This window comes from Pelolinea submarina, from assembly GCF_003966975.1.
GTDB lineage: Bacteria > Chloroflexota > Anaerolineae > Anaerolineales > Anaerolineaceae > Pelolinea > Pelolinea submarina.
This window is the reverse complement of record NZ_AP018437.1, coordinates 3,140,276-3,160,460: the sequence shown is the minus strand read 5'-3', so window position 1 is coordinate 3,160,460 and position 20,185 is coordinate 3,140,276. Positions and strand designations below refer to the sequence as shown.

The 20,185-nt window shown below is 50.3% G+C and carries 9 protein-coding genes; 5 read left to right on the top strand and 4 right to left on the bottom strand.

Annotation, left to right across the window (positions count from 1 at the left end; translation table 11 throughout):
• The first annotated feature begins 60 nt into the window (after positions 1-60).
• The 3 genes from Pelsub_RS13960 to Pelsub_RS13950 all read left to right on the top strand — a co-directional run bounded on the left by Pelsub_RS13960 (position 61) and on the right by Pelsub_RS13950 (position 7,506).
• The gene (locus Pelsub_RS13960) at positions 61-2,214 is read left to right on the top strand and encodes a DUF6020 family protein (RefSeq protein ID WP_116225654.1); all 2,154 of its coding nucleotides are present in this window, start codon (positions 61-63) and stop codon (positions 2,212-2,214) included.
• A gap of 87 nt (positions 2,215-2,301) precedes the next feature.
• Positions 2,302-4,875 carry a hypothetical protein gene (locus Pelsub_RS13955; RefSeq protein WP_116225653.1) on the top strand — a complete coding sequence of 858 codons (2,574 nt, stop codon included), beginning with the start codon at positions 2,302-2,304 and terminating at the stop codon, positions 4,873-4,875.
• Between the two features lie 60 nt (positions 4,876-4,935).
• Positions 4,936-7,506 carry a hypothetical protein gene (locus tag Pelsub_RS13950; RefSeq protein WP_126440553.1) on the top strand — a complete coding sequence of 857 codons (2,571 nt, stop codon included), beginning with the start codon at positions 4,936-4,938 and terminating at the stop codon, positions 7,504-7,506.
• Positions 7,507-7,940: 434 nt separating this feature from the next.
• Here the strand turns inward: Pelsub_RS13950 and Pelsub_RS13945 are convergent, their stop codons facing one another.
• The 3 genes from Pelsub_RS13945 to Pelsub_RS13935 form a co-directional block, all read right to left on the bottom strand.
• A complete protein-coding gene (locus Pelsub_RS13945) occupies positions 7,941-8,540 on the bottom strand; it encodes a GNAT family N-acetyltransferase (RefSeq protein ID WP_116225650.1) in 600 nt (199 codons plus the stop codon).
• Entirely contained in the window at positions 8,537-9,679 is a 1,143-nt protein-coding gene (locus tag Pelsub_RS13940) for a DegT/DnrJ/EryC1/StrS family aminotransferase (protein ID WP_158675130.1), read from the bottom strand. Before Pelsub_RS13940 ends, Pelsub_RS13945 begins: the two co-directional genes overlap by 4 nt.
• Positions 9,680-9,757: 78 nt before the next feature.
• The gene (locus Pelsub_RS13935) at positions 9,758-10,708 is read right to left on the bottom strand and encodes a polysaccharide deacetylase family protein (RefSeq protein ID WP_116225648.1); all 951 of its coding nucleotides are present in this window, start codon (positions 10,706-10,708) and stop codon (positions 9,758-9,760) included.
• Between the two features lie 386 nt (positions 10,709-11,094).
• Between Pelsub_RS13935 and Pelsub_RS13930 the strand changes: the two genes are divergently transcribed.
• Entirely contained in the window at positions 11,095-12,954 is a 1,860-nt protein-coding gene (locus tag Pelsub_RS13930) for an ArnT family glycosyltransferase (protein WP_116225647.1), read from the top strand.
• A gap of 327 nt (positions 12,955-13,281) precedes the next feature.
• On the opposite strand, the gene Pelsub_RS13925 is transcribed toward Pelsub_RS13930, so the two are convergent.
• A complete protein-coding gene (locus Pelsub_RS13925) occupies positions 13,282-14,931 on the bottom strand; it encodes a hypothetical protein (protein WP_116225646.1) in 1,650 nt (549 codons plus the stop codon).
• 458 nt (positions 14,932-15,389) lie between these two features.
• Here Pelsub_RS13925 and Pelsub_RS13920 point away from each other — a divergent pair, with 458 nt between their 5' ends.
• Positions 15,390-19,859, top strand: a complete 4,470-nt coding sequence (locus Pelsub_RS13920; protein WP_116225645.1) for a right-handed parallel beta-helix repeat-containing protein — start codon at positions 15,390-15,392, stop codon at positions 19,857-19,859.
• Positions 19,860-20,185: the final 326 nt, after the last annotated feature.

Genomic DNA, 20,185 nt, shown 5'->3' with positions numbered 1-20,185 from the left:
GTTGGGTCGAAATCCCAAAAAGTTAACGAAGGTATTTATCTTGAGATAAAATCCTAAGTCATGGAATTTGTACGAGAGCTATTCGCAAAGATATTTCCCAAGACAAAGACGACCTTTTTAAGTCTGGTGATCGGAGTCTGCACCGGTTCGGTAGTCTACCTGGGAACCTTGCAGCGCCATTTTTTCAGTAAAACCTATTTTTTATACGCGCTTTTAATTTCGATCTTTACCGCAGTTTTGATTAGTTGGCTGCAACAGCACATCCTGCGCGCGAGATTTCTTTCATTTTCACGCGGGTTGCGGATCTTGCTCCTGGCAGCCACTTTGCTTTTAACGCTGGTCACGCTTGCCAACGTGGAGATCCAACCGATGTACTACTTATTACCGGATACACAGCTCCGCATTCGCATTCCAATTGGGGATATCCCCGAAGGTCAGGAAAGCGTCCGCCTGCTCTGGGTGGAAACAGGGCAGGGCTATGTTTATTACGAGAATATGAACTATGTCGGCCAGTGGGAACGTGTTCAAAAAAATGTGCTCTTCGCGCCAAACCAGAACGTAGAGATCACGTGGCACGGCAAGGTCGGGCCAGAACCCGAGATCGCCTTCCGTATGACGCTTTATGACCAACCGGTTTATGTCGCCTGGAATGGTCAGGAAGTCGAATACAACCTGAATAACCCCAAAGTTCCCGAAATCATCATCAAAACAGCATTGGACATACCGATCTGGTATAAACTCCCTTTCATCCTTTCATTTATCTTCACCGTCGGTTTTGTTTTCTACGCACTGCTGGTTCTCCTGGGTACCTGGCAGCCGCGCATGAAAGCCGGCCGATTGCATGGTAGATATACTTGGCTGTTCTATATGCTGCCGATGGTCCTCATGTGGGGCTTTTCCCTGCTTGTCTTCTGGCCGGCGATTATGAGCAGCGATTCGGTGACGTTGTGGAGCCAGAATCTGGTTGGCGAATATTCGGATTGGCAGTCCGCGTTTTACGCGTTGACCTTGGCGGTTCTGATGAAGGTTTGCTATTCCCCGGCTTTCATCGCGATATTGCAGATCTTGCTGATGGCTTTCCTGGTTGCCTGGGGCTTGAAGTCGCTGGAGCGTCGCGGTGTATCTAAATTCGTTCTTTGGCTGATCAGCCTGGCGTTCGCGCTATTACCAATCAATAACATCTATGCGATCACGCTGTGGCGTGACATTCCCTATGCGCTCGCGATTTTCTGGATGACCGTCATCATCCTCAACATCTATTTCAGTCAGGGAACCTGGTTGAAAGGATTGGGCTGGTTCTGGTTGGCGCTTTCGGGCTTTCTGGTGGCCATTTTGCGCCAGAATGGTATACCGGTCGCGATCGCGGTGCTGTGCTTGCTGCCGATCTTTTACCGTAAATATTGGAAATCGCTCGTGCTCAGCCTGCTGCTCTGTGCGGCATTGCTGTTATTTATGAAAGGGCCGGTTTACGATTGGCTGGGGGTGGACCGCAGCAAGAGCGGCCAATCCAACCTGATCCTGCTGCACCACATCGCGGCGCACCTGAATGCCGGCACCCCCCTGAGCACGGATGAACAAGAATACCTGAACGGTTTTCTACCGGTCGATGAGTGGGATTATTACTGCTGCTACGTTGGGACAATTTCGTACGATAATGATTTCGAGCGTGAACGTTTTCTGGATAGCAGTGCCGAGAATCGCAAACTGGCCTTGGACTTGTTCCTGCGCGACCCGCAAGTGGACATTCAGCATATGTTATGTTCCAGCGAGCAGATCTGGCGCTACCAGAACAATGTTTGCTACATGAAGTCCGCGCACGGTTTCAATTCCTGGGTACCGGGTGAGGTCAGTTGGGTTGTGCCAAATGATGCTAATTTGGAAAATGATTCGAAGATCCCAACGTTGGTTCAACCCTATGTGGACCTGCTGCGCGTTTTTGGCTTTCGGGACGATTTTCTGGTGGTCTATCTGCGGCCCGCGTTGTATCTTTACCTGTCTATTTTCTTCGTGCTGGTCATCGTACTCCGGTTTAAGGATCCGCGCGCGTTGCTGGTTCTGATGCCGGTTCTTGTCCAGGATATCATTCTGTTTCTGGTCAGCTACGCTCCTGCCATACGCTACCAGTATAGTAATTTCCTGGTAGGATTATTTTTACTGGGACTGCTATTTCTGCCGGAGAAAACGCCTGTGAAAGATGACACACCCAGCCCATAGCAATTGTTCTGATGGGTATTTATCGGATAAATTTTATCGATGATCACTTTCATCACAACCGATTGATTTTAGGAAGGAAGACCTATCGTGTCTGAAAAAAAATATACCGATGTACTTGAAAACACTTTGAAATTCTTATCATTTGTGTTTTTTCAGGGGATAATCGCGGCGATTTGGCTGCTGTTGATCCCGAAGGAGCCCGGAAACGCTGATTTTCTGGGATACTCCTTCCGCCGTTTGGCGCTGTTGATCCCGATTTTGGGAGCGGCTGCCGTGGCGGGGCTGCTGCGTCTGGTATTGAAGAGGCGTTCTGCCTGGCAGACCCAATTGACAGACAGCCACCGGCGCGCAGCTCTGTCCCGCACAGGAATTGTGTTTGGATTCCTGTTGGCGTTGGGGGCCTGGCTGTTCCTGTTCTTCTTCCACTTTCTGGACCTGACCGATGATATTGGCGCGTACGTGCGCCTGCTGCCGTTTTTTGTCTACGTTTTTGCGGTAGGTGTGGAATGTATTTTCTTTGTCAACTTTACCTGGCTGAGCGGCAGGAAAAATCTTGACGGCCCGAGATTTAAAGCGCTCTTCGGCAGGGCTTTCTGGATTGTGCTGGCTTTTCTGCTGGTCATATGGCTGGTCATTGCTTTAACCGGCATTGGCAAGGCGCCGGAGCTTGTTTCCATCATCGCTTTTGGCGTGCCCCTTTTGGAAGGGCAAATATGGTTCATGGCCGGATTGATCGCTTTGATCCTGTGCCTGGCGGGGAGCTGGTCGAACCTTCCCCAGCAGGCCGGACATGGGCGGAAGTGGAATGTGGACCTGTTGACCTGCCTGGCGTTGTGGGCTCTGGCGGCGGCTTTGTGGTTGAGCCTGCCCCTGCCGCAGCATAACTACTTTGCGCCCGAAACCCTACCGCCAAATTACCACATATACCCGTTCTCCGATGCCGAACAATACGACATGAATTCTTTATGGGTATGGAAGGGTTCCATTAAAGACACCGTCATTTCCAAACCGCTGTATGTTGTCTTCCTGTCCATCCTGCACGCGCTGGTTGGGTTGGATTACGGCAAGGTGGTTCTCTTGCAGACGCTGGTGCTGGCGATCCTGCCGGCAGTGATCTACCTGATCGGCAAAGAAATGCACAGCCGCTTGGGCGGTTTGATGCTGGCGTTGTTGGTGATCTTGCGCGAAATGAATTCCATCCAGGCCATCAATGTGGCCAATGTGGCCAACTCCAAGCTGCTGCTTTCGGATATGCCGGCCACGCTGCTGGTGTGTGTGCTGATCCTGGTCATGGTCCGCTGGTTCAAATCCCCGCGGGAAAAAATGGGCCTGCCGCCCTTCGCGGCGGGCGGGATCATCGGCTGCCTGATCTTGATGCGTATTCAATCACTGATTCTGGTACCGTTGTTCATTTTCCTGATCATCCTGCGCTATTGGAAGCAGCTCAAAAAGATGCTGGCGGTTGGCGCTTTACTCCTGTTGGCTTTGATGCTGGTGCTTACACCCGTACTGGTGCGAAATCACAATATCATCAATGTGTATTGGGTGGATAATCCCTCCAGTTACGCCCTGGGCGAATGGCTGCTGCGGGGCAGTGATGTCGAGATGGCTGTGCCGGAATCCGGGACAGCGGATGAGATGATGGACGCCAATGTGGAAGTTGTCTCGACCATCATCGGCAGCAATATTTGGGGTTACGCGTATCATGTAGCGGATAACTTCATGCACAATACGCTCTCGACCATCCTGATCCTGCCGGTGCGCTTGGGCAATGGTGTCAACTTCATCGAGTTCATGAAAATTCGTGATCCATTCTGGAGCGAAATGTACAGCCAGGGCAACCTCTGGAACGCGCTGGTGGTGCTTTTCAATTTGATTGTCATTTCCATCGGTATGGCGTCCGTGGCTCGCAAGAACCGCACGGTTTTGCTGTTGATGCTGTTGTTCTATATCGTATACAGTTTCAGCTCAGCCGTGGTGCGATTGTCCGGCTGGCGATACATTATGCCGGTCGATTGGCTGGTCATGGCATTCTTTGTGTTTGGGCTGATCGATTTGCTGCGCTGGCTGTGCGCGCGCGTACTGGGTTGGAATGGGTTTAATGAGACGGACCGGTTGATGGTTTATGAACCTTTGCTGGAGACTTCGTCATTGAATTGGAAACCTGTATTGACTTTGGGTTTGGTATTTTTCCTTTCAGGCGCTTTCATCAACCTGCGGGAGACTTTCCTGCCGGCTGATTACCCGGATTACACCCGCGCGGAAGTTTGTTCGGCCATCCAATCCGCTTTGGTGGGCAGCCCCTGGGAAGATCAAAGCACCGAACTGGTGGATTATTGTCAGCGGGAAGATATTCTGGCTTATGAGGGCACGGGCGTCTATCCGCGTTTCTTCAAAGCGGAATCCGGTTTCTACAACCGCTTCAATGACCCCTTCTTTGGCGTTCAGGATTATGGACGGTTAGTGTTCCGTACCGTGGGAGAACCCAACAGCAAGGTCTATATTAAGACGGACGATGAAAGCATTCGTTTTCCGGACGGCACACCGGTGTACGTGGTGGGACCGCAGAATGCGAAATTCGAAGCGCGTATTGTGCTGATTATGAGTGATGCACCGCAGTTGATCGTATCATCCGCTGATTTCTCGGATGCGGAAGAATGAAATGCCTGTTTTTCGGCGTGCGAGTGTTAAAATGCAGGAGAATTGTTGGGATATGACATTATGACCAGGAAAGACGGATTGAGCCTTATTAAACTGACCGTGAGATTCTTGCTGATGGTTATCTTGCAGGGAATCATGGCAATGGTATGGCTGTTATTGATTCGTAAGGAAGCCGGCGGCGCCGGTATCTTCGGATATTCCTATCAGCGATTGGCTTTACTGATCCCGGCACTTTTCGTCATTATTTTAACGGGGCTGCTCAGCTGGGGGTTGAAAAAGCGGCCCGGTTGGCAATCTGTGCTTATGGATGAACGCCGGCGGGCAAGCTTCTCCCGGATCGGAATACTGGCTGGTTTTCTATTAGCTCTGGTAAGTTGGAGCTTCGCTTTCTTCTTCCATTTTTTCGGCTTGACCAAATACCTGAATGCCTATATCCGTCTTCTACCGCTGCTCACTTATAGCTTCGTTATCGGACTGGAGTGTATCTTATTCATTACGCTGGTATGGTTGGGCGGCAGGAAAGATAAGAATGGACCAAGATTCAAAGTGCTATTTGGGAAGACTTTCTGGATCGCGCTGGCGATTTTTGTCGTAATTTGGCTGACCATTGAACTCACCGGTTTAGGCATTGCGCCTGAGTTTGTATCCATCATTTCCCTGAATGTTCCGCTGCTCGAAGGTCAAGTTTGGTTCATGGCAGGGCTGGTCGTTTTGATATTGTGCCTGGCAGGTGGCTGGTCGCGTTTGCCGGGGCGCGAGGGAAAATCAAGTTGGCTGCGCGCCGATCTGTTGATCTGCATAGCTTTATGGGCGCTGGCAGCCGGGTTATGGCTCAGTTTGCCGCTGCCTCTTAATAATTACTTTGCTCCCCGTGTGCTGCCGCCCAATTACAGCATTTATCCGTTTTCGGATGCTGAACAATACGATCTGAATTCGATCTGGGTTTGGAAAGGCGCTATTAAGGATATTGTGATTTCCAAACCGCTGTATGTTGCTTTCCTTTCCACCCTGCATGCGCTGGCGGGCTTGGATTATGGCAAGGTCATTCTGCTGCAAACCCTGGTGCTGGCGCTGCTCCCTGTGGTGATGTACCTGCTTGGAAAAGAGATGCACAGCCGTTTGGGCGGGTTGACGCTGGCATTGTTCGTCATTTTGCGCGAGATGAATTCGATCCGGGCGGTCAATTTCGCCAATGTGTCCAACTCCAAACTTCTCCTGTCCGACACGCCGGCAACGCTGCTGGTCGCTGTTTTACTGCTGTTAACCATCCGCTGGTTCAAGACGCCGGCGGAAAAGGTGGATAAGTATCCCTTCCTGATTGGGGGGATTGTGGCTTGTTTGAACCTGATCCGCATCCAGACCATGCTGCTTGAACCGGTCCTGGTTGTGCTGCTGCTGATCCGCTACTGGAAACAATACAAGAAACTTTTTCAAGCCTTGGGATTGGTTCTGCTGGCCCTGGTATTGGTGCTCTCGCCGGTTTTGATGCGCAATCATTCCATAACCGGGGTATATTGGTTGGACGATCCTGCCACTTCCTCTGCCCTGTATAGTTTTTTCCTGGATGAAAACACAGATGACCTGGATATCCCTACAGTTGAGACGGAAGAAGATATCCTGAACCGCAATATCAGCGTCATCAAACAGGTCCTGACGCAAAACTTTGGCCCGCTGGTCCTGTCCATGGCGGATAACTTCCTGCACAATGTCATTTCCACGATATTGATTTTCCCGGTACGCTTGGGCAACCAGATCGATTTTCTCAGCTATTTACAAATTGACGAACCTTTCTGGAGCGAAGTTTACAGCCGCGCCAATTTCCTGAACTTCTTCAACCTGCTAATTAACCTCATCATCATTTCGGTGGGTATCGGGTCGGCGGCGAAGAAACACCTGCCGGCCGTTCTCCTGGTATTAGGCTTCTATTGTATTTACAGCTTAAGTTCGGCTTTGGTGCGGATATCCGGCTGGCGCTTTATCCAGCCTGTGGATTGGTTGATCATTGCCTTTTATTCCTTCGGCCTGATCGATCTGCTGCGCACTGGCCTGTCATCCTTGTTTGGACTTGGTGTATCCGACGCAGATCATTTTTTAGCCCAATATTCGTCCGAGCGAAAACCGCGGCCGCTTGCGTGGAGCACTGTAATTGTCTTTGGGTTGGTGTTTTTTATCACCGGCGCGTACATTCCCTTACGCGAGATGCTTCTACCGGTCGCTTACCCGGACTATACCCGCGAGGAAGTCTGCGATGCCTTTCAGGATGCTTTAGTCGGCAGTTCAAAGGAGTATCTACAGGCTGACCTTGAAGATTTCTGTATGCAGGAGAACGTCCTGGCTTATAAGGGTATTGGAATCTCCCCGCGCTATTTCAAAGCCGGCACTGGTTTTTATCCCCGTAAGTATGATCCCTACTTTGGCAATCAGGATTATGGGCGGCTGGTCTTCCGCACGGTTGGCGTTCCCAATACGAAGGTTTATATCAAAACCGAGAATGAATCCATCCGTTTCCCGGACGGCGTGGAGGTGTATGTCCTCGGAGAGGAACAGCGAAAATTTGAAGCCCGCGCGGTGTTGATCTTGGGTGAGGAAAACCAATTGATCGTTTCCTGGCCCGAAGAAGAAACTGAATAATCATCACGAAAATAGCGGATTAACCGGTTTTCTTGACCATAATGAATGCCTTCCGAAGAAGGCATTCGTGTTTTTAAGTTGGAATTTTGATCTGGCTGGAAGGAAATAATTCTCTGCATGCAAATATATGACGCCATTGAGGTGGTGGGAAGGCAGAAACGGGAAGGGGAAATAATGCTTCCTTATAACCCTGAATACTTCAAACACGATCACGGCAATTTCGGGATAGGTATTCACATGTTCATAATGGATAGGCTGATCAACAACCTGCCTTTTTCTTTCAAAGCCCGTTTGATTCCCAACAGGTTCTATATTTCCCATGAGGGGAAGATGAAATACATCTGCGGTTTTCCAAATGGCGAGATCATACTGACTTGGAGGTTTAAAACCGTCTTTTTTATTGCGCCCCTTTTCTGATAAAACTGTAAATAAGTCTAGAAAGCAGAAACTAATATGACGTATTGGTTGCCGATTAAATTGACTTCATGGCTCAATTGCCAGCCTTGATGTAGGAAAAACTGTATCCAGGCTGTGTTGTCCCGGCGTGTCTTGATGGATATGCCCGGCAGCCCTTCATGTTTCAAGTAATCCTGGGATGCTTGCACCAGCATTTTGCCCATTCCCCGGCCCTGATTGTCCGGACGCACCGCGATCTCATAGATCTCCCCATATTGACTTGCTGCGTCTTTTTTTAACGAAGAGAAGAGTATTTGGACATTCTTTCTGAATTGGGCGAAGGAGGATAGGGAAGTAAGCAGGCCTATTTTTACAAATTCCCATAAGTTATCTCTGACAATTTCGCTGAATAACCGCGCACTGTTTTGGGCGACGATCACGAAACCGAGCGGCTGGTTGTCCGCGACAGCGATAAAGGTTTTAGCGTGGTTGGATTTCAGCACACCCGGGTAGAAAACCGTGTTGAGGAAATTGAAGCCCAGACCCGGCAGAAAGTCGTTGGGCAGCGCGTCCATGTGAATTTGAGCGACCTCCGCGATCCATTCCGGTTTCAACTGCTCAACGTGGACCGCTTTCATTGTTCCACCCGATACGCATTAAGGGCAGAGATGATCTTTTCAATTTGGCTTTGTTTCAAGCCAGGGTGAATCGGCAGGTTGATCATGTGCTGGCTGCAGTACAGGCTGTTGGGAAATTCGCGATTCCCTTTGTAGGCGCTGTATGCGGATAAATGGGGAACGCTGTATTCGATCAGTTGGCCAAGCTGCACACCTTTTTGCGCGGCATAATCCATGACTTCCTTATTGTCCGGTACACGAATTGCGAAATGGGAATAGGTTGCCCCATTCACCTTGGGCGGCAGGATCCAGGATGCAGGTAGGGATAGTTCGTTGAAATATCGTTCAGCGATTGCCCGCCGTGATTTTTTGATCTCGGAATACTTGCTTAGCTGCGCCAAGCCGACGCTGGCCTCGACTCCGCTCATTTGGATCTGAAAATCGGGTGGAAAGTGGATCTTCTCGTCCAAATGGTAGGCCTTGGTCAGGCGGTTCAATAGCGGCGTCTTTTCCTGCAGCCAATAGACGAGCCCATAGAATGTCTCGTTGAAAGCGGGATAAACGGCCAAAAGATAGAGCGCGCGATCAAGGCATCTACCCCAATCGGCGGTTTTGAAATTACGATCCCGCCAGTCTCGCATCCGCCCTGCGATCTCATCGTCGTCCGTGGTGAACACCCCGCCGAAGATCGAGGTGATCTGCTTGCTGATCCCCAGGCCAAAAAGGGCGCCGTCGCCGGCTTTTATCACGGATGCTTCGTTGGATTCTGCCTCAAAGGAATGTGCGCAGTCCTGGATCACGTAAATGCGGTGTCCATAACACTGCTCGGCCTCACGGACAATTTCATTTACCCGGACGACATCCATGGGATAACCAAAGATGTGCGTGGGAATGACAACGCGCGTCCGCGCTGTGATCGCTTCCGCCAACAAAGCGTAGTCCATGTTGTAATCGGACAGAGAATTATCGACAAAGACCGGATTGTTCCCGCTCAGGACGGTTGCGTGGGCAACCACCGAGCAGGTATAGGCAGGCTGTACGATATCTTCCCCCTGGATCTGCATGGCTTTAAAAAAGGCCCATAAGGCGCTCCGCCCATAGGGGAAGGTCAGCGCATGCTTGACGCTAAATACCTCAGCAAATTGATCCTCGAACAACATTACAGAACTGCTATGTGAATGGAACAGAGCAGAAAATTCTTCTTGAGCGAGGTAAGGTTTTAAGCGAGGGATCATCCCTTAAACATCAATCCTTTTTGCCCACTGCTTGAGTGTTGAGAAATCGTAATCTGCAACCATTAATTCGATCATTTGGCCAAAGAGTTCGAGTTTTTTGGATAAAGGTGTGTGCAGGGCTTGCGGTACGGCAGTGCCCGACCCACTCACAGGGATTTGATTGGCAAGTTCGGGAAGATCATAATCGACAAAATCGGAAAGATGCATCTGAAAGTGAATCGGCATCTTGCACTTGTGGATCTGCCGGTAGAGGAGCTGGCTGAAGTTCGCGCCGGTAAACAATAAGAAAGTCGCGAAGAAGGGAATTCTTAAAACCGGGGATACAGATATCGGAAATTCGATCAACCCATCTTCTCCCTTGCTTGAAAGTGAATGCAGGCTGGTTTTATAAGGCTTAACTGGTGCAAACATATAGTTTATCTGGCCCATCGTCGTTCGGTCGGTTTTGGTTTGTTTTGACATATTGAGCCAATGGACCAATTTCATCAGGGGCATGATGGATGTGGGGAAGACGGAGGATTCGTAGATATATCCGGCTTTTTTTAGAATAGAGATGGTCATATCATCCGTATTCCACCCTGGCGAGCGAAATCCAACCGGATACTCACCGACAACTTCCTTGCAGATCTCTCCCATGCCTAATATTTCGTTTTCTTTTTCCTGAAGTGACAACCATCTGAAGCCCTGCGGATGGCTCATGGAGTGGTTGGCAATCTCATGGCCGGCTTTATGAATATCCTGGATGTAAGAACGGTTTTTAGGAAGTTTGAAATCATTGCCCACCATAAAAAGTGAGGTCTTAATATTCCACTTTTCAAAAAATCTCGCGAGATTTTCAAGGCCGGTTTGAAGTTCAACGTAGGTATATCCCCCGGGCCGTGTGCAGCCTTGACCTTTATATATTGATGAGAGCGTATCTACATCAATGGAAATACTAGCGTTCTCCCTGCTCATTAATAACTCCAATAATACAAATAGAATTTAGCATTCATTAATATATCACTTTAAATAACCCAGTCCTGACTGGCGTGTGGAGGATCCCGGAGAAATACTGCCGGATTTTGGATAACTCACAGGTAATGAGGTCGAAGGGCTTAACGATTCGACTAATCGCTATTTCCCTCTTTTTTCCGGAATGGTTGGGCAATATGAGATCGTTGGGATCGAAGTGGATGTCCTTAGAAATTGGAACCAGCCTTTCATACAAGGTGCTTGAGGATTGCCCTGAAAATCGGTGCCATATGCTTATAATTAGGCGATTGTATAATTACGCTGATTCCGTATACTGGAATTCAAAGTGGTTATGTATAAAGAAGATCTGACTTTACAGGACTTGCATAATGAATGAAATCCTAAAAAAAATCCGGGATAACCAGTGGATCTACACTCTGATATTGATGGTCGTGGTAATGGCTTTTCTGGTTCAGGCGGTTATTTATGCGCATCAGATGCCCTCGCGCGTGGATGAAGGTTCCTTCCTGATCAAAGGCTACTACTACGTCAAAGGCATCTACCAGCCATTCCAGGATTACGGCCCTTGGACCAACAACATGCCGCTGGCGTATTACATTCCCGGTTTGGCGCAGGCCATTTTTGGTCCCAGTCTGCAAACCGGGCGTTATTTTGCTATCTTTGTCGCACTGTTGATGATGCTGGGCATGTGGATGCTGGTGCGGCGGCTGCGCGGAAAATGGTGGGCATTGCTGGCGCTGCTGTTCTTTGCGCTCAATCCGGCCTTGATCAAGACCTACGTGCAGGCAGTTTCGCAGGTGATTGTGGCCTGCCTGGTGACCTGGGCGCTGTATTTCCTGATTGATGAGAAACGCAGTCTACTGCAGATCGGGCTGGGCGCATTCTTCTGCGCGCTGGCCACGCTGACACGCCAGAACATGATCTTCATGATGGTCTTCGTGGTGCTGTATGCCTATTTTCTGTTCGGCAGGAAGGCCGGTTGGGTAGCACTGTTGAGCGCCGGTTTGCCCTTCCTATTGATGCATGTAGTCTTCTTCCCGAAGATCCTCAGTTTATGGGCGGTGTGGCTGCCCGGCTTTATCAAGAAAACCTTCAACCTTTATACGGTTTCAGGCGGAGGCGAGCAGGTTTGGTCGCCGGACATTGGCCTGCTGACACGCTTCACTTCGTTCTTTACGGCAGTGCGTTATTACTTTATCCCGCTGATCGGGGTGTTGCTGTGCCTGCTGGCCCTGCCGCGCAAAGAAGCCTGGCGATCGAAGTACGAGCGCAGTATGGCGGCTTACCTGCTGGTGCTGTTCACTGTCATGTTCCTGATGCACGCCTGGGCTTCATTGGGGAAGGATTACTGTGTGTACTGCTTCCCCAACTACCTGGCATTCTTCATCCCCATTGCCATGCTGCTGGCGGTCATCGCGCTTAGCAACCTGGCCGAACTGAAATCCAGGGTGAACACGTTGTGGGCGCTGCTGCTGGTGCTGGTGTTCCTGCCGGGCGCCTTCCTGGGCAGTCTGGAGACAGTCGGGCGCTGGGTGATGAGCCTGGCCGTTCCGCGCGTCAAGGGCGGCAAGCTCCTTTCCGGCAGCACGGAACTGTGGAAGCTGTTTGAGAACCGCTTCGGTTATACGTATAACCAGCTTCTTCCGTATCTGTCGGTTGCTTTCGGCCTGGGAGTTACGGTCGTTTTTCTACTGCTGGTATGGGGACTGTACCGCTGGATGGGAAAGAAGAAGTTCGCGTATATTGGTAATTTTATGCTGATCGCGCTGGTTATATTGGGTTTCGTGCTGATGCCCAGCCCATTGTTGGGCAGCATGGTCACGGAGAACACCTGCGGCGGGGATGTACTGGCCGCTTATGAGACAGTCGGCAAGCAGCTGCAGGAATTGATCCCGACCGGTTCGACCGTTTATTGGGCCGGCAGCAGTGTGGTCACGCCGTTACTCTATATCCCGGATGTGTACGTCCAGCCGCAGCTATTGAACGGCGTCTATTCCAAACGAGTAGGCGGCGATCGCGCGGAGTTGGAAAAGAGCGGCTATTACAATCAGGAATCGGTGGAAGTCTGGCGCGTCGAGGCTGATTTTGTCGTCAACAATAACATTAAAATGATCGGTGGATGGCTGACTTTCCTCAATGCGGATGATTTCGACGAGTACCAGCATACCGACGCGTTGGATCCCTGTGACCCCACTACGTATTTGCGAATTTATAAAAGCAAAAAATAAGTAAGAAACGGGCTGAAGTTCTCAGCCCGATTTTATTAACCACAGATGAACACAGATATCCCTGAACTGTCATTCCGAGCCCTTTAGGGCGATCGCGAAGCATTCCCCAGGGGAAGGAATCTCGGCCGGAAGGATAGGAAGACTCGAATAGGCGAAATGCCATCCGAGATCCTCACGGTCGCTTCCCTTCGACGAACTCAGGGCAAGCGCTCCCTCAGGATGACACTGACCGGCATCTTCTGGATACCCCTAACATTGTCATTCCGAGCGGAGTGCCCCGTGAGGGCACGAGAGAGGAATCTCGGCTGGATATTCTACTAGTGCCCGCTAACTCCCAATTTTGATCTCTATCTGATATTCGCAAACCCCATCGCGGTTGAGCGCCTGAACGTCCAGCGCCGGCAGCTCCTGTGTGTTGGCCTGGTTAGGCGCGAAGTAGCGCGAAGAGGCCATGTGAATGGCGGAGAACTTACCGCCGTAGCGCAGCGCTTTCACCTGCATGCTGCCGGTTTTTTCCACCCGGTCGTGGATGCTGATCTTGTCTTTAGTGAAAACCAGCCGGCGCGTGCGTTTGAGGGGTAGGCTGCTCCCGCCGCTGATCAGCATTCGCACCATCATTTTCTTGACCAGCTCGTTGAGGAACCCCACGCGCATGACGGTCAGGTTCATCAGGCGCAGCACCAGGAAGTTGCCCGGGCCGGGCAGAGTGCTTTTAATCGGCTGAAAATTGCCCCACAATTCCAATTTATCCGTATCCGTTTTCCAGCCCTGGTCGGGCGCGGCTGCCTGGGTAGAAATGATCGCATCGCGGCCGGTTTGTCCCAGCAGGCCGCAGTCGTCCCACACTAACTGAGATTTTTTCTTGTCATAGACCTTGGTCACACCGCCGGTGGAAGCCCCCACCACGCAATAATATTTTTCAGTCGCGCGGATGAAAATACCCGCCTCGGGGAAATCTTGTGCAAGTGTCTCCGCTTTAAATGGCAGGCCAACTTTCGCACGGATATCCCGGTAAGGCAGCGCTTTGATGGTGTTGTTCAGCAGGGGGGCGGTGTTGCCCATGTCCATGTCGGCCAGACGCGTGGTGCGCCCCTGTTCGATGCCATCCAGCATGTGCGCGGTCAGGGCCGCGGCCAGCGGGAATTCGCCGCTTAGCAGGGCAATGCCGCCCGGGTAGTAGATCTCGGTGCGGCGGCTGCCGTATTCTCCGCCGAAACTGCCGTCCGGTTGGGCGAAATATTGCAGAAAGTCCAGCGAAGCGGACAGAGATTTCTGCAATTCATCATAAGGCGCAATGGCATAGATCTGCGCCAGGTAATACATGCACAGGGTTTGATAACCGGGGTCGGCCCCGCCATATTCCACATACCAACCTTCTTTGGATTGTTTGCTGAGGATGAAATCCAGGATCTCGCGGCTTTTGGCGTTGTAATCCGGCTGCTTGAGAAAGTTTCCGGCCTTCAGCAGCGCCAGCGCCGCACCGGCCAGATGATTAGAGATGGTGCCGTGCAGTTCGGCGTGATGATAAAGGAAGGCAGCCGCTTTCGCCAGCATGGCCTCGATAGTCAGTTGGGCATCATAGTCACAATCGGCTTTGACGGCCAGATAGGCATCCAGCAGGTCGGGCACCAGAAAAGCAGCGGCGCCATAGCTCTCTTCGTAGGGGTAGGCCTGGTCGAAGGAACCGCTGTGGTGCTGGATGCGCGCGGCGTACAACAAACCGGCTTGGAGGGTGCTTGTCAGCATGGCCTGCATTTCCTGCGCCTCCGGCTGCTGGAGCAGCCACGCCAACGCCGACAGGTTGCGCTGGAAGGTGGCTTCGGGAAAGTCCACCAGCTTCCAGCCCCAATAGCGCCGGTCAAAACAGCCGTAGGTGGGCGTGGCCGGGTCGCGGTTGATCTCGCTCAGCAGGTGCCGGCAGGCGGTCAGGACCTGGGTGCGCAGGTCGAATGAGATGTTCATATCGGGATTGGTCATTTAATGAAGGTCATTTTCGCTTTCAAAGTTTTCTTTATTATAAGAAGAAAAAAGGCGAAAAGAAGATTACTTTTTATCTGGTTTGTCCCAATGCAAGGATCCAACCGTTATTAATAGTTTGTGACAGTCTCATTACAAGAAAATAATTGATTTAATTTTATTAATGTATATAATGAAATCGTTTAATGATCTTTTGTTCAGAATAGGGAGAAAATCAAAACAAACCTCCTGATAATTTAAAAATATCGACAAATTCTTTTCCCGCCTGCTTAGGCGGAGATTAGTAGTTTTCACAGACATTTCAGTTTTCGCGGGTAATTAGGGAATTTCAACTTGCCGGTTGGGCGGAAACAGTGGCAAATTGCAATAGGAGAAAATCTTCAAAAAACCATTACCGAATAACACTAAACAAACATTTTTCATTTAAGAACAAGGGAAATCCAACAAAGGAGATTGAAATGAAGATTACAAAATGGCAAAAGAAAGGCAAGGCAAACCTGTGGGCTTTTTTACTGGTATTGATGGCCACTCTGTTTTTCAGTGGTGTGGTCTTCGCGGATAGCGACTTGCCGAGTGATCCTCCGACGGATAGTACGCCTGCGGTCGAGGAAACACTTCCCGCGGAAGAGGTCGTAGACGAGCCTGCTCCTTCCCCGGATGAAATTGGCGCTGAAAGCCCCGCGGTGGACGATCCTGCGGGCGCAGAAGTCAGTGCGGATGAGGGTGAGGAAGATCCACAACCTGCGGAAGACCCCGCTTCGGACGTGGATGAGCCGGACCCCGCGGATGAATCCGAGACGCCGGATGGGGACGCAGCCGAGAATGAAGCCGGCGATGAGGCTGGCGATGAGACCGGCGATGAGATCGGCGAAACCACTGACCCGACCGCGCCGCTTGCGGATGAACCTGTTGTGGAAATTGTCAATCAGGATGGAGAGACTGTCACACCGGATAACAGCTTACCCACAACGGGCAGCGACCCGCGTTGGAAAGTGGGCACCACTTGGTACTCCGTTGTTGCGAACGAAGCCGATTGCTACGAAGGCACCAGTGTGGGCGGAGGCACATGCTGGGTCAGCAGCACACCCATCACGACCGCTTTGGAAAAGATTGAAAGCGGTTTGCTGCCGAGCGATAAGAAGTTGTATATCGATGAAGGCACTTTCGATGAAGGCGATATCCTGATCAGCGGTGTGTACCTCAGCCAACTGAATGGTTTGATTGGCAGCGGTTCACAAACCACTACGGTCATCGGCAAAATCACATTGGATGGCAACAAGGGCGGGTTCACATTCAGCGGTTTGACCATCACCGGCGGCATCGAAGTGGAGAACAGCGCCGGCAACCTGGTCATGACAGACATGAATGTTTCCAATCCATACGGGAATGGACTGGAAGTAGGTATGGCGGACGGTACACCCGCGCACAGCGGCTCGGTCACCATTAGTGATTCATCCTTTAATGAAAGCAATTACTCTGGCGCACTCATCAAAGCCACCAGTACCGTGACCATCACCAATTCGACTTTTAATAACAATGGAATTAGTCTTGACAATCTGAAACAAACCGGGTTGTACATCAACACCACCGGTGTCATTAACCTGAACGGCGTCACCGCCAGCGCCAACTATGGACGCGGGATCGACATTGGTAATTTCAGCGCGCTGACCGCCAAAAATATCATCACCAATAGCAATAAGAGCTATTTCACTTATGCTGGGGATGGCTTCTATGTGTATCCCGGCGGTATATTGACGGGAAAAGTCACGCTGGAAAATATCGAAGCTAACAACAATGGCCATTTCGGCATCTACATCAACGGAATGGGTATTGTGTCTTTGAAAAACGCGGAAGCCATTGCTAATGGCGATTCCGGCATCGACGTGCAGACATCCAACGCGGTCACCATCAATGGCGCCCATGTTGAGGATAATTCCGCGCAGGGCATTTATATCGCGTCTGCCAAAACGGTCACGCTGAACTCGATCACCTCGAGTTTCAACGGAGCAAATGGTATTCTGGTCGAGGGCTGGGGCAGTACTTACCCGACCCTGGTCACCATCAGCAGCCCCAAATCGGGCGGCGGTGTCATGGCAAATCACATCGAAGAAAATGGTGAGGACGGCATCAAAGTGTTTGCCAAAGGGCAAATCACGCTAACCAATATTGACTCTATTAATAATTCTGGTCGGGGAGTGACGTTGGATAACTGCCTGATGAATAGCGAGACAGGTCTGTGCAGCGGCAGTGGCAATGTCAACATCAACGTTACATCTTCCAATTGGATAAACAGCATCAAGGGAAACAATGAATATGGCTTGTGGGTGCTTTCCAAGGGTGTGGTGGCTATCAGCCAAACCAATGCCGACACAAATGGTTACGAAGGGATGTATGTGGATACCCAGGGTGCCATAAAACTCAGCCAGGTCAGCGCCAGTAGTAATGATCGCAATGGTGCTTATTTGACCAACCTGTCGGCACCCAAAGGCCAGTTGGTCAGCATCCTGGACAGCACTTTCGACCAGAACAACGGCATGGGCGTTTACGTCCTGACCGCTGGGGCCATCACTTTCAGCGGTTCCAGCGCCAAAGAAAATCATTCTCCCACAATCGGCGGTCCGCTGAAAGGGCCGATCACGATCGAAGATAATTTTATCGGTTCAGACGGCGGGGAGGTTTGGGGTTTCTACGGCAACGCGGGAGATGAAATCGACATTATTGTAAAAGTGGACGACTTCCAATCTGTGGTTACCCTGTATAACAGTATATATGAGGTGATTGCCAGCGAGAGCGGCAATTATGACGACAACTATACACGCATCACCCTGACATTGACCTCCAGCGATTGGTATTCCATCTGGGTCCAGTATTCGGGTGAGTACGATGGGACGACCATTTATACGTTGATGTTTAACGACCCTGATCAGACCCATGTTATTTATCCCGGAAGCGGCGCTGTGTTGGACAATTCGGCAGCCAAGGCTAATGTTACGGTATCCACCACGTCCAATAATCTGTCAAATACGTTTGACGGAAATGACAGTTATGGTTTGAAGATCATTTCCAATGGCAATATTTCGATCACCAATCCAACGGCGTCCAACAACTTCCGTTCGGGTTTGAGCCTGGAAAATCCATCCGCCAAGGGTATTGTGACTATCCTGGATAAAAACGTTGGGTCGGGCGATATACTGGCAAACAATGGTTGGACCGGACTGACTGTGAGCACGTTGGGCAATATCGTATTGAACGGCCTGACAGCGCAGGATAATTCCCGGGAAGGGTTCTTTCTGGAAAATTGTATATACGATTCTGCCCTGAACGTCTGCCGTGGCAAAGGTACGGTAACCCTGAGCAATTTGGTAAGCAATCGGAATGGCACCGGAATGTATGTCAACTCCTATGGCAATATCAGCCTGACCAATGTGAATGGCAGCAACAACTTCGTTGGTTTCACGCTGAACAACCAACAAGGTGTTGGAAATGTCACTCTTAAGAAAGTATCCTCCAACAACAACAACGATACCGGTATCAACATTTATAGTAATGGCCAGGTGACCTTGAGCACGATCACTGCCAAAGACAATTTTAAAACCCATGATTCCATTAGCAATGGGGGAGCGGTCAGCGATTACTACAACGCGGATGTTTCCGCGGACCAATGGGGTTTCGACGCGGAAACAGGCGTGGAATACACCTTCCGCTTGAATGCCAGCGACGATAGCAATTTGGATGTCAATAATTTCATCGGCAGCCTGGCGCTCTACAATAGCGATGGGGACGTAGTCTCGTTCGATTCGGTTAGCGGAACGGGCACCAATGCCCTGACCGCCACCTGGACGGCTGCTTCGAGCGGTTACTATTATGTCGAAGTCACCGAAGCCGGCAACAACAGCGGTTTCTACCGCCTGAGCGTCAACAACGAGAATTTCGGTGACATGACCTATTATTACGTGGATGGGCTGAATATTCAAACCGCTAAGAATGTGATCTTCTCCGGTAAGGATACCAACGACTTGAGCCATAATTCCTTAACCGGCTTGTTCTTGGTGACCCAGGGCAACATCAGCCTTCTGAACGTTCAAGCTAATTCCAACGGTACGGAAGGAGTAAAGCTGGATAACAGCAGCGGTTATGGCACGGTCACAGTGAATGGGTCTAGCGACACGAGCCGCAGCACTTTTAACGCCAATGGCTGGCAGGGCCTGGTGATTAATACCAACGGCACGGTCAGCCTGAATTATGTCACTGCCATGAGCAATAGTGATAAAGGCATCGATGTGGATAACAGCAGCGCGCTGATTGCGAAAACTGTGACTGCCAAGAACCTGAACCTGTACAACAATGGCACGGATGGTTTATCGGTGGTCAGCCAGGGCAACATCACGCTCAATAACATCAACGCGCAGGGTAATGGGCTAAATGGTGTGTATGCCATCAATGATAACGGCAACACAAAAAACAAGGTGATGGTCAGCGGCGATAATTACTTCTGGAACAGCGGCGCCGACGGACTGCACATTGAAACCAGCGGTATGGCTACCCTGAGCAGTATCGATGCGCGTTACAACGGTTTGGACGGCATCTACGTGACTGCGCCTATGGGCATCAGCCTTTCCAAGACCTACGTCAAGGCTTCAGGATTGGATGGCATCAGACTGGACAGCAGCGGCGCTGTAACCCTCACGGACGTTTCCAGCTTTGCCAATGGCAGGAGTGACGACAATGACGGCGTCCTCATCATCATGCGTCAGGCAGCCAAGACGACCATCAAGTCCTCAGCTTTTATGGGCAATGAGGGCCACGGTATACGCATTGTGTATACAGTAGAAACCTATCCTCAACCGGTGCTGCTCAATACCGTTTATACCGGTAATGACACGAATAATAGTGGTGATGAGAATTTGCAGATCACTAATTCTCATTAATCAAAATTGAAAGTCTACAGTATAAAACAGGGAGGGCGTAATTGCCCTCCCTGTCTATTTAATAATCCTGATTTCAATACGATGATATGAGCTGTCGAGTCAATCGATCAAAACATCATACATTAGCGACAATATCCTCCCACTAAATTGATTAGCCATACCCTCATTTTTTCCGAAGGATCCATTTTTTCTTTTGATCTTCAGCATAAACAGGAAGAGAATCATCCTTCCAATGTATAAAAAACTCTATTTGTTTAACTTGTTTTTGTATAAAAAATTCGCTATAATTTTTACATTGTTATTAAATAATTACTGATATACAAGGA

Excerpts from the sequence above, each read along its gene's own strand:
- Pelsub_RS13950 (WP_126440553.1), top strand. The coding sequence starts at position 4,936 with ATGACCAGGAAAGACGGATTGAGCCTTATTAAACTGACCGTGAGATTC.
- Pelsub_RS13960 (WP_116225654.1), top strand. The coding sequence starts at position 61 with ATGGAATTTGTACGAGAGCTATTCGCAAAGATATTTCCCAAGACAAAG.
- Pelsub_RS13940 (WP_158675130.1), bottom strand. The coding sequence starts at position 9,679 with ATGTTGTTCGAGGATCAATTTGCTGAGGTATTTAGCGTCAAGCATGCG.
- Pelsub_RS13930 (WP_116225647.1), top strand. The coding sequence starts at position 11,095 with ATGAATGAAATCCTAAAAAAAATCCGGGATAACCAGTGGATCTACACT.
- Pelsub_RS13935 (WP_116225648.1), bottom strand. The coding sequence starts at position 10,708 with ATGAGCAGGGAGAACGCTAGTATTTCCATTGATGTAGATACGCTCTCA.
- Pelsub_RS13945 (WP_116225650.1), bottom strand. The coding sequence starts at position 8,540 with ATGAAAGCGGTCCACGTTGAGCAGTTGAAACCGGAATGGATCGCGGAG.
- Pelsub_RS13925 (WP_116225646.1), bottom strand. The coding sequence starts at position 14,931 with ATGACCAATCCCGATATGAACATCTCATTCGACCTGCGCACCCAGGTC.
- Pelsub_RS13920 (WP_116225645.1), top strand. The coding sequence starts at position 15,390 with ATGAAGATTACAAAATGGCAAAAGAAAGGCAAGGCAAACCTGTGGGCT.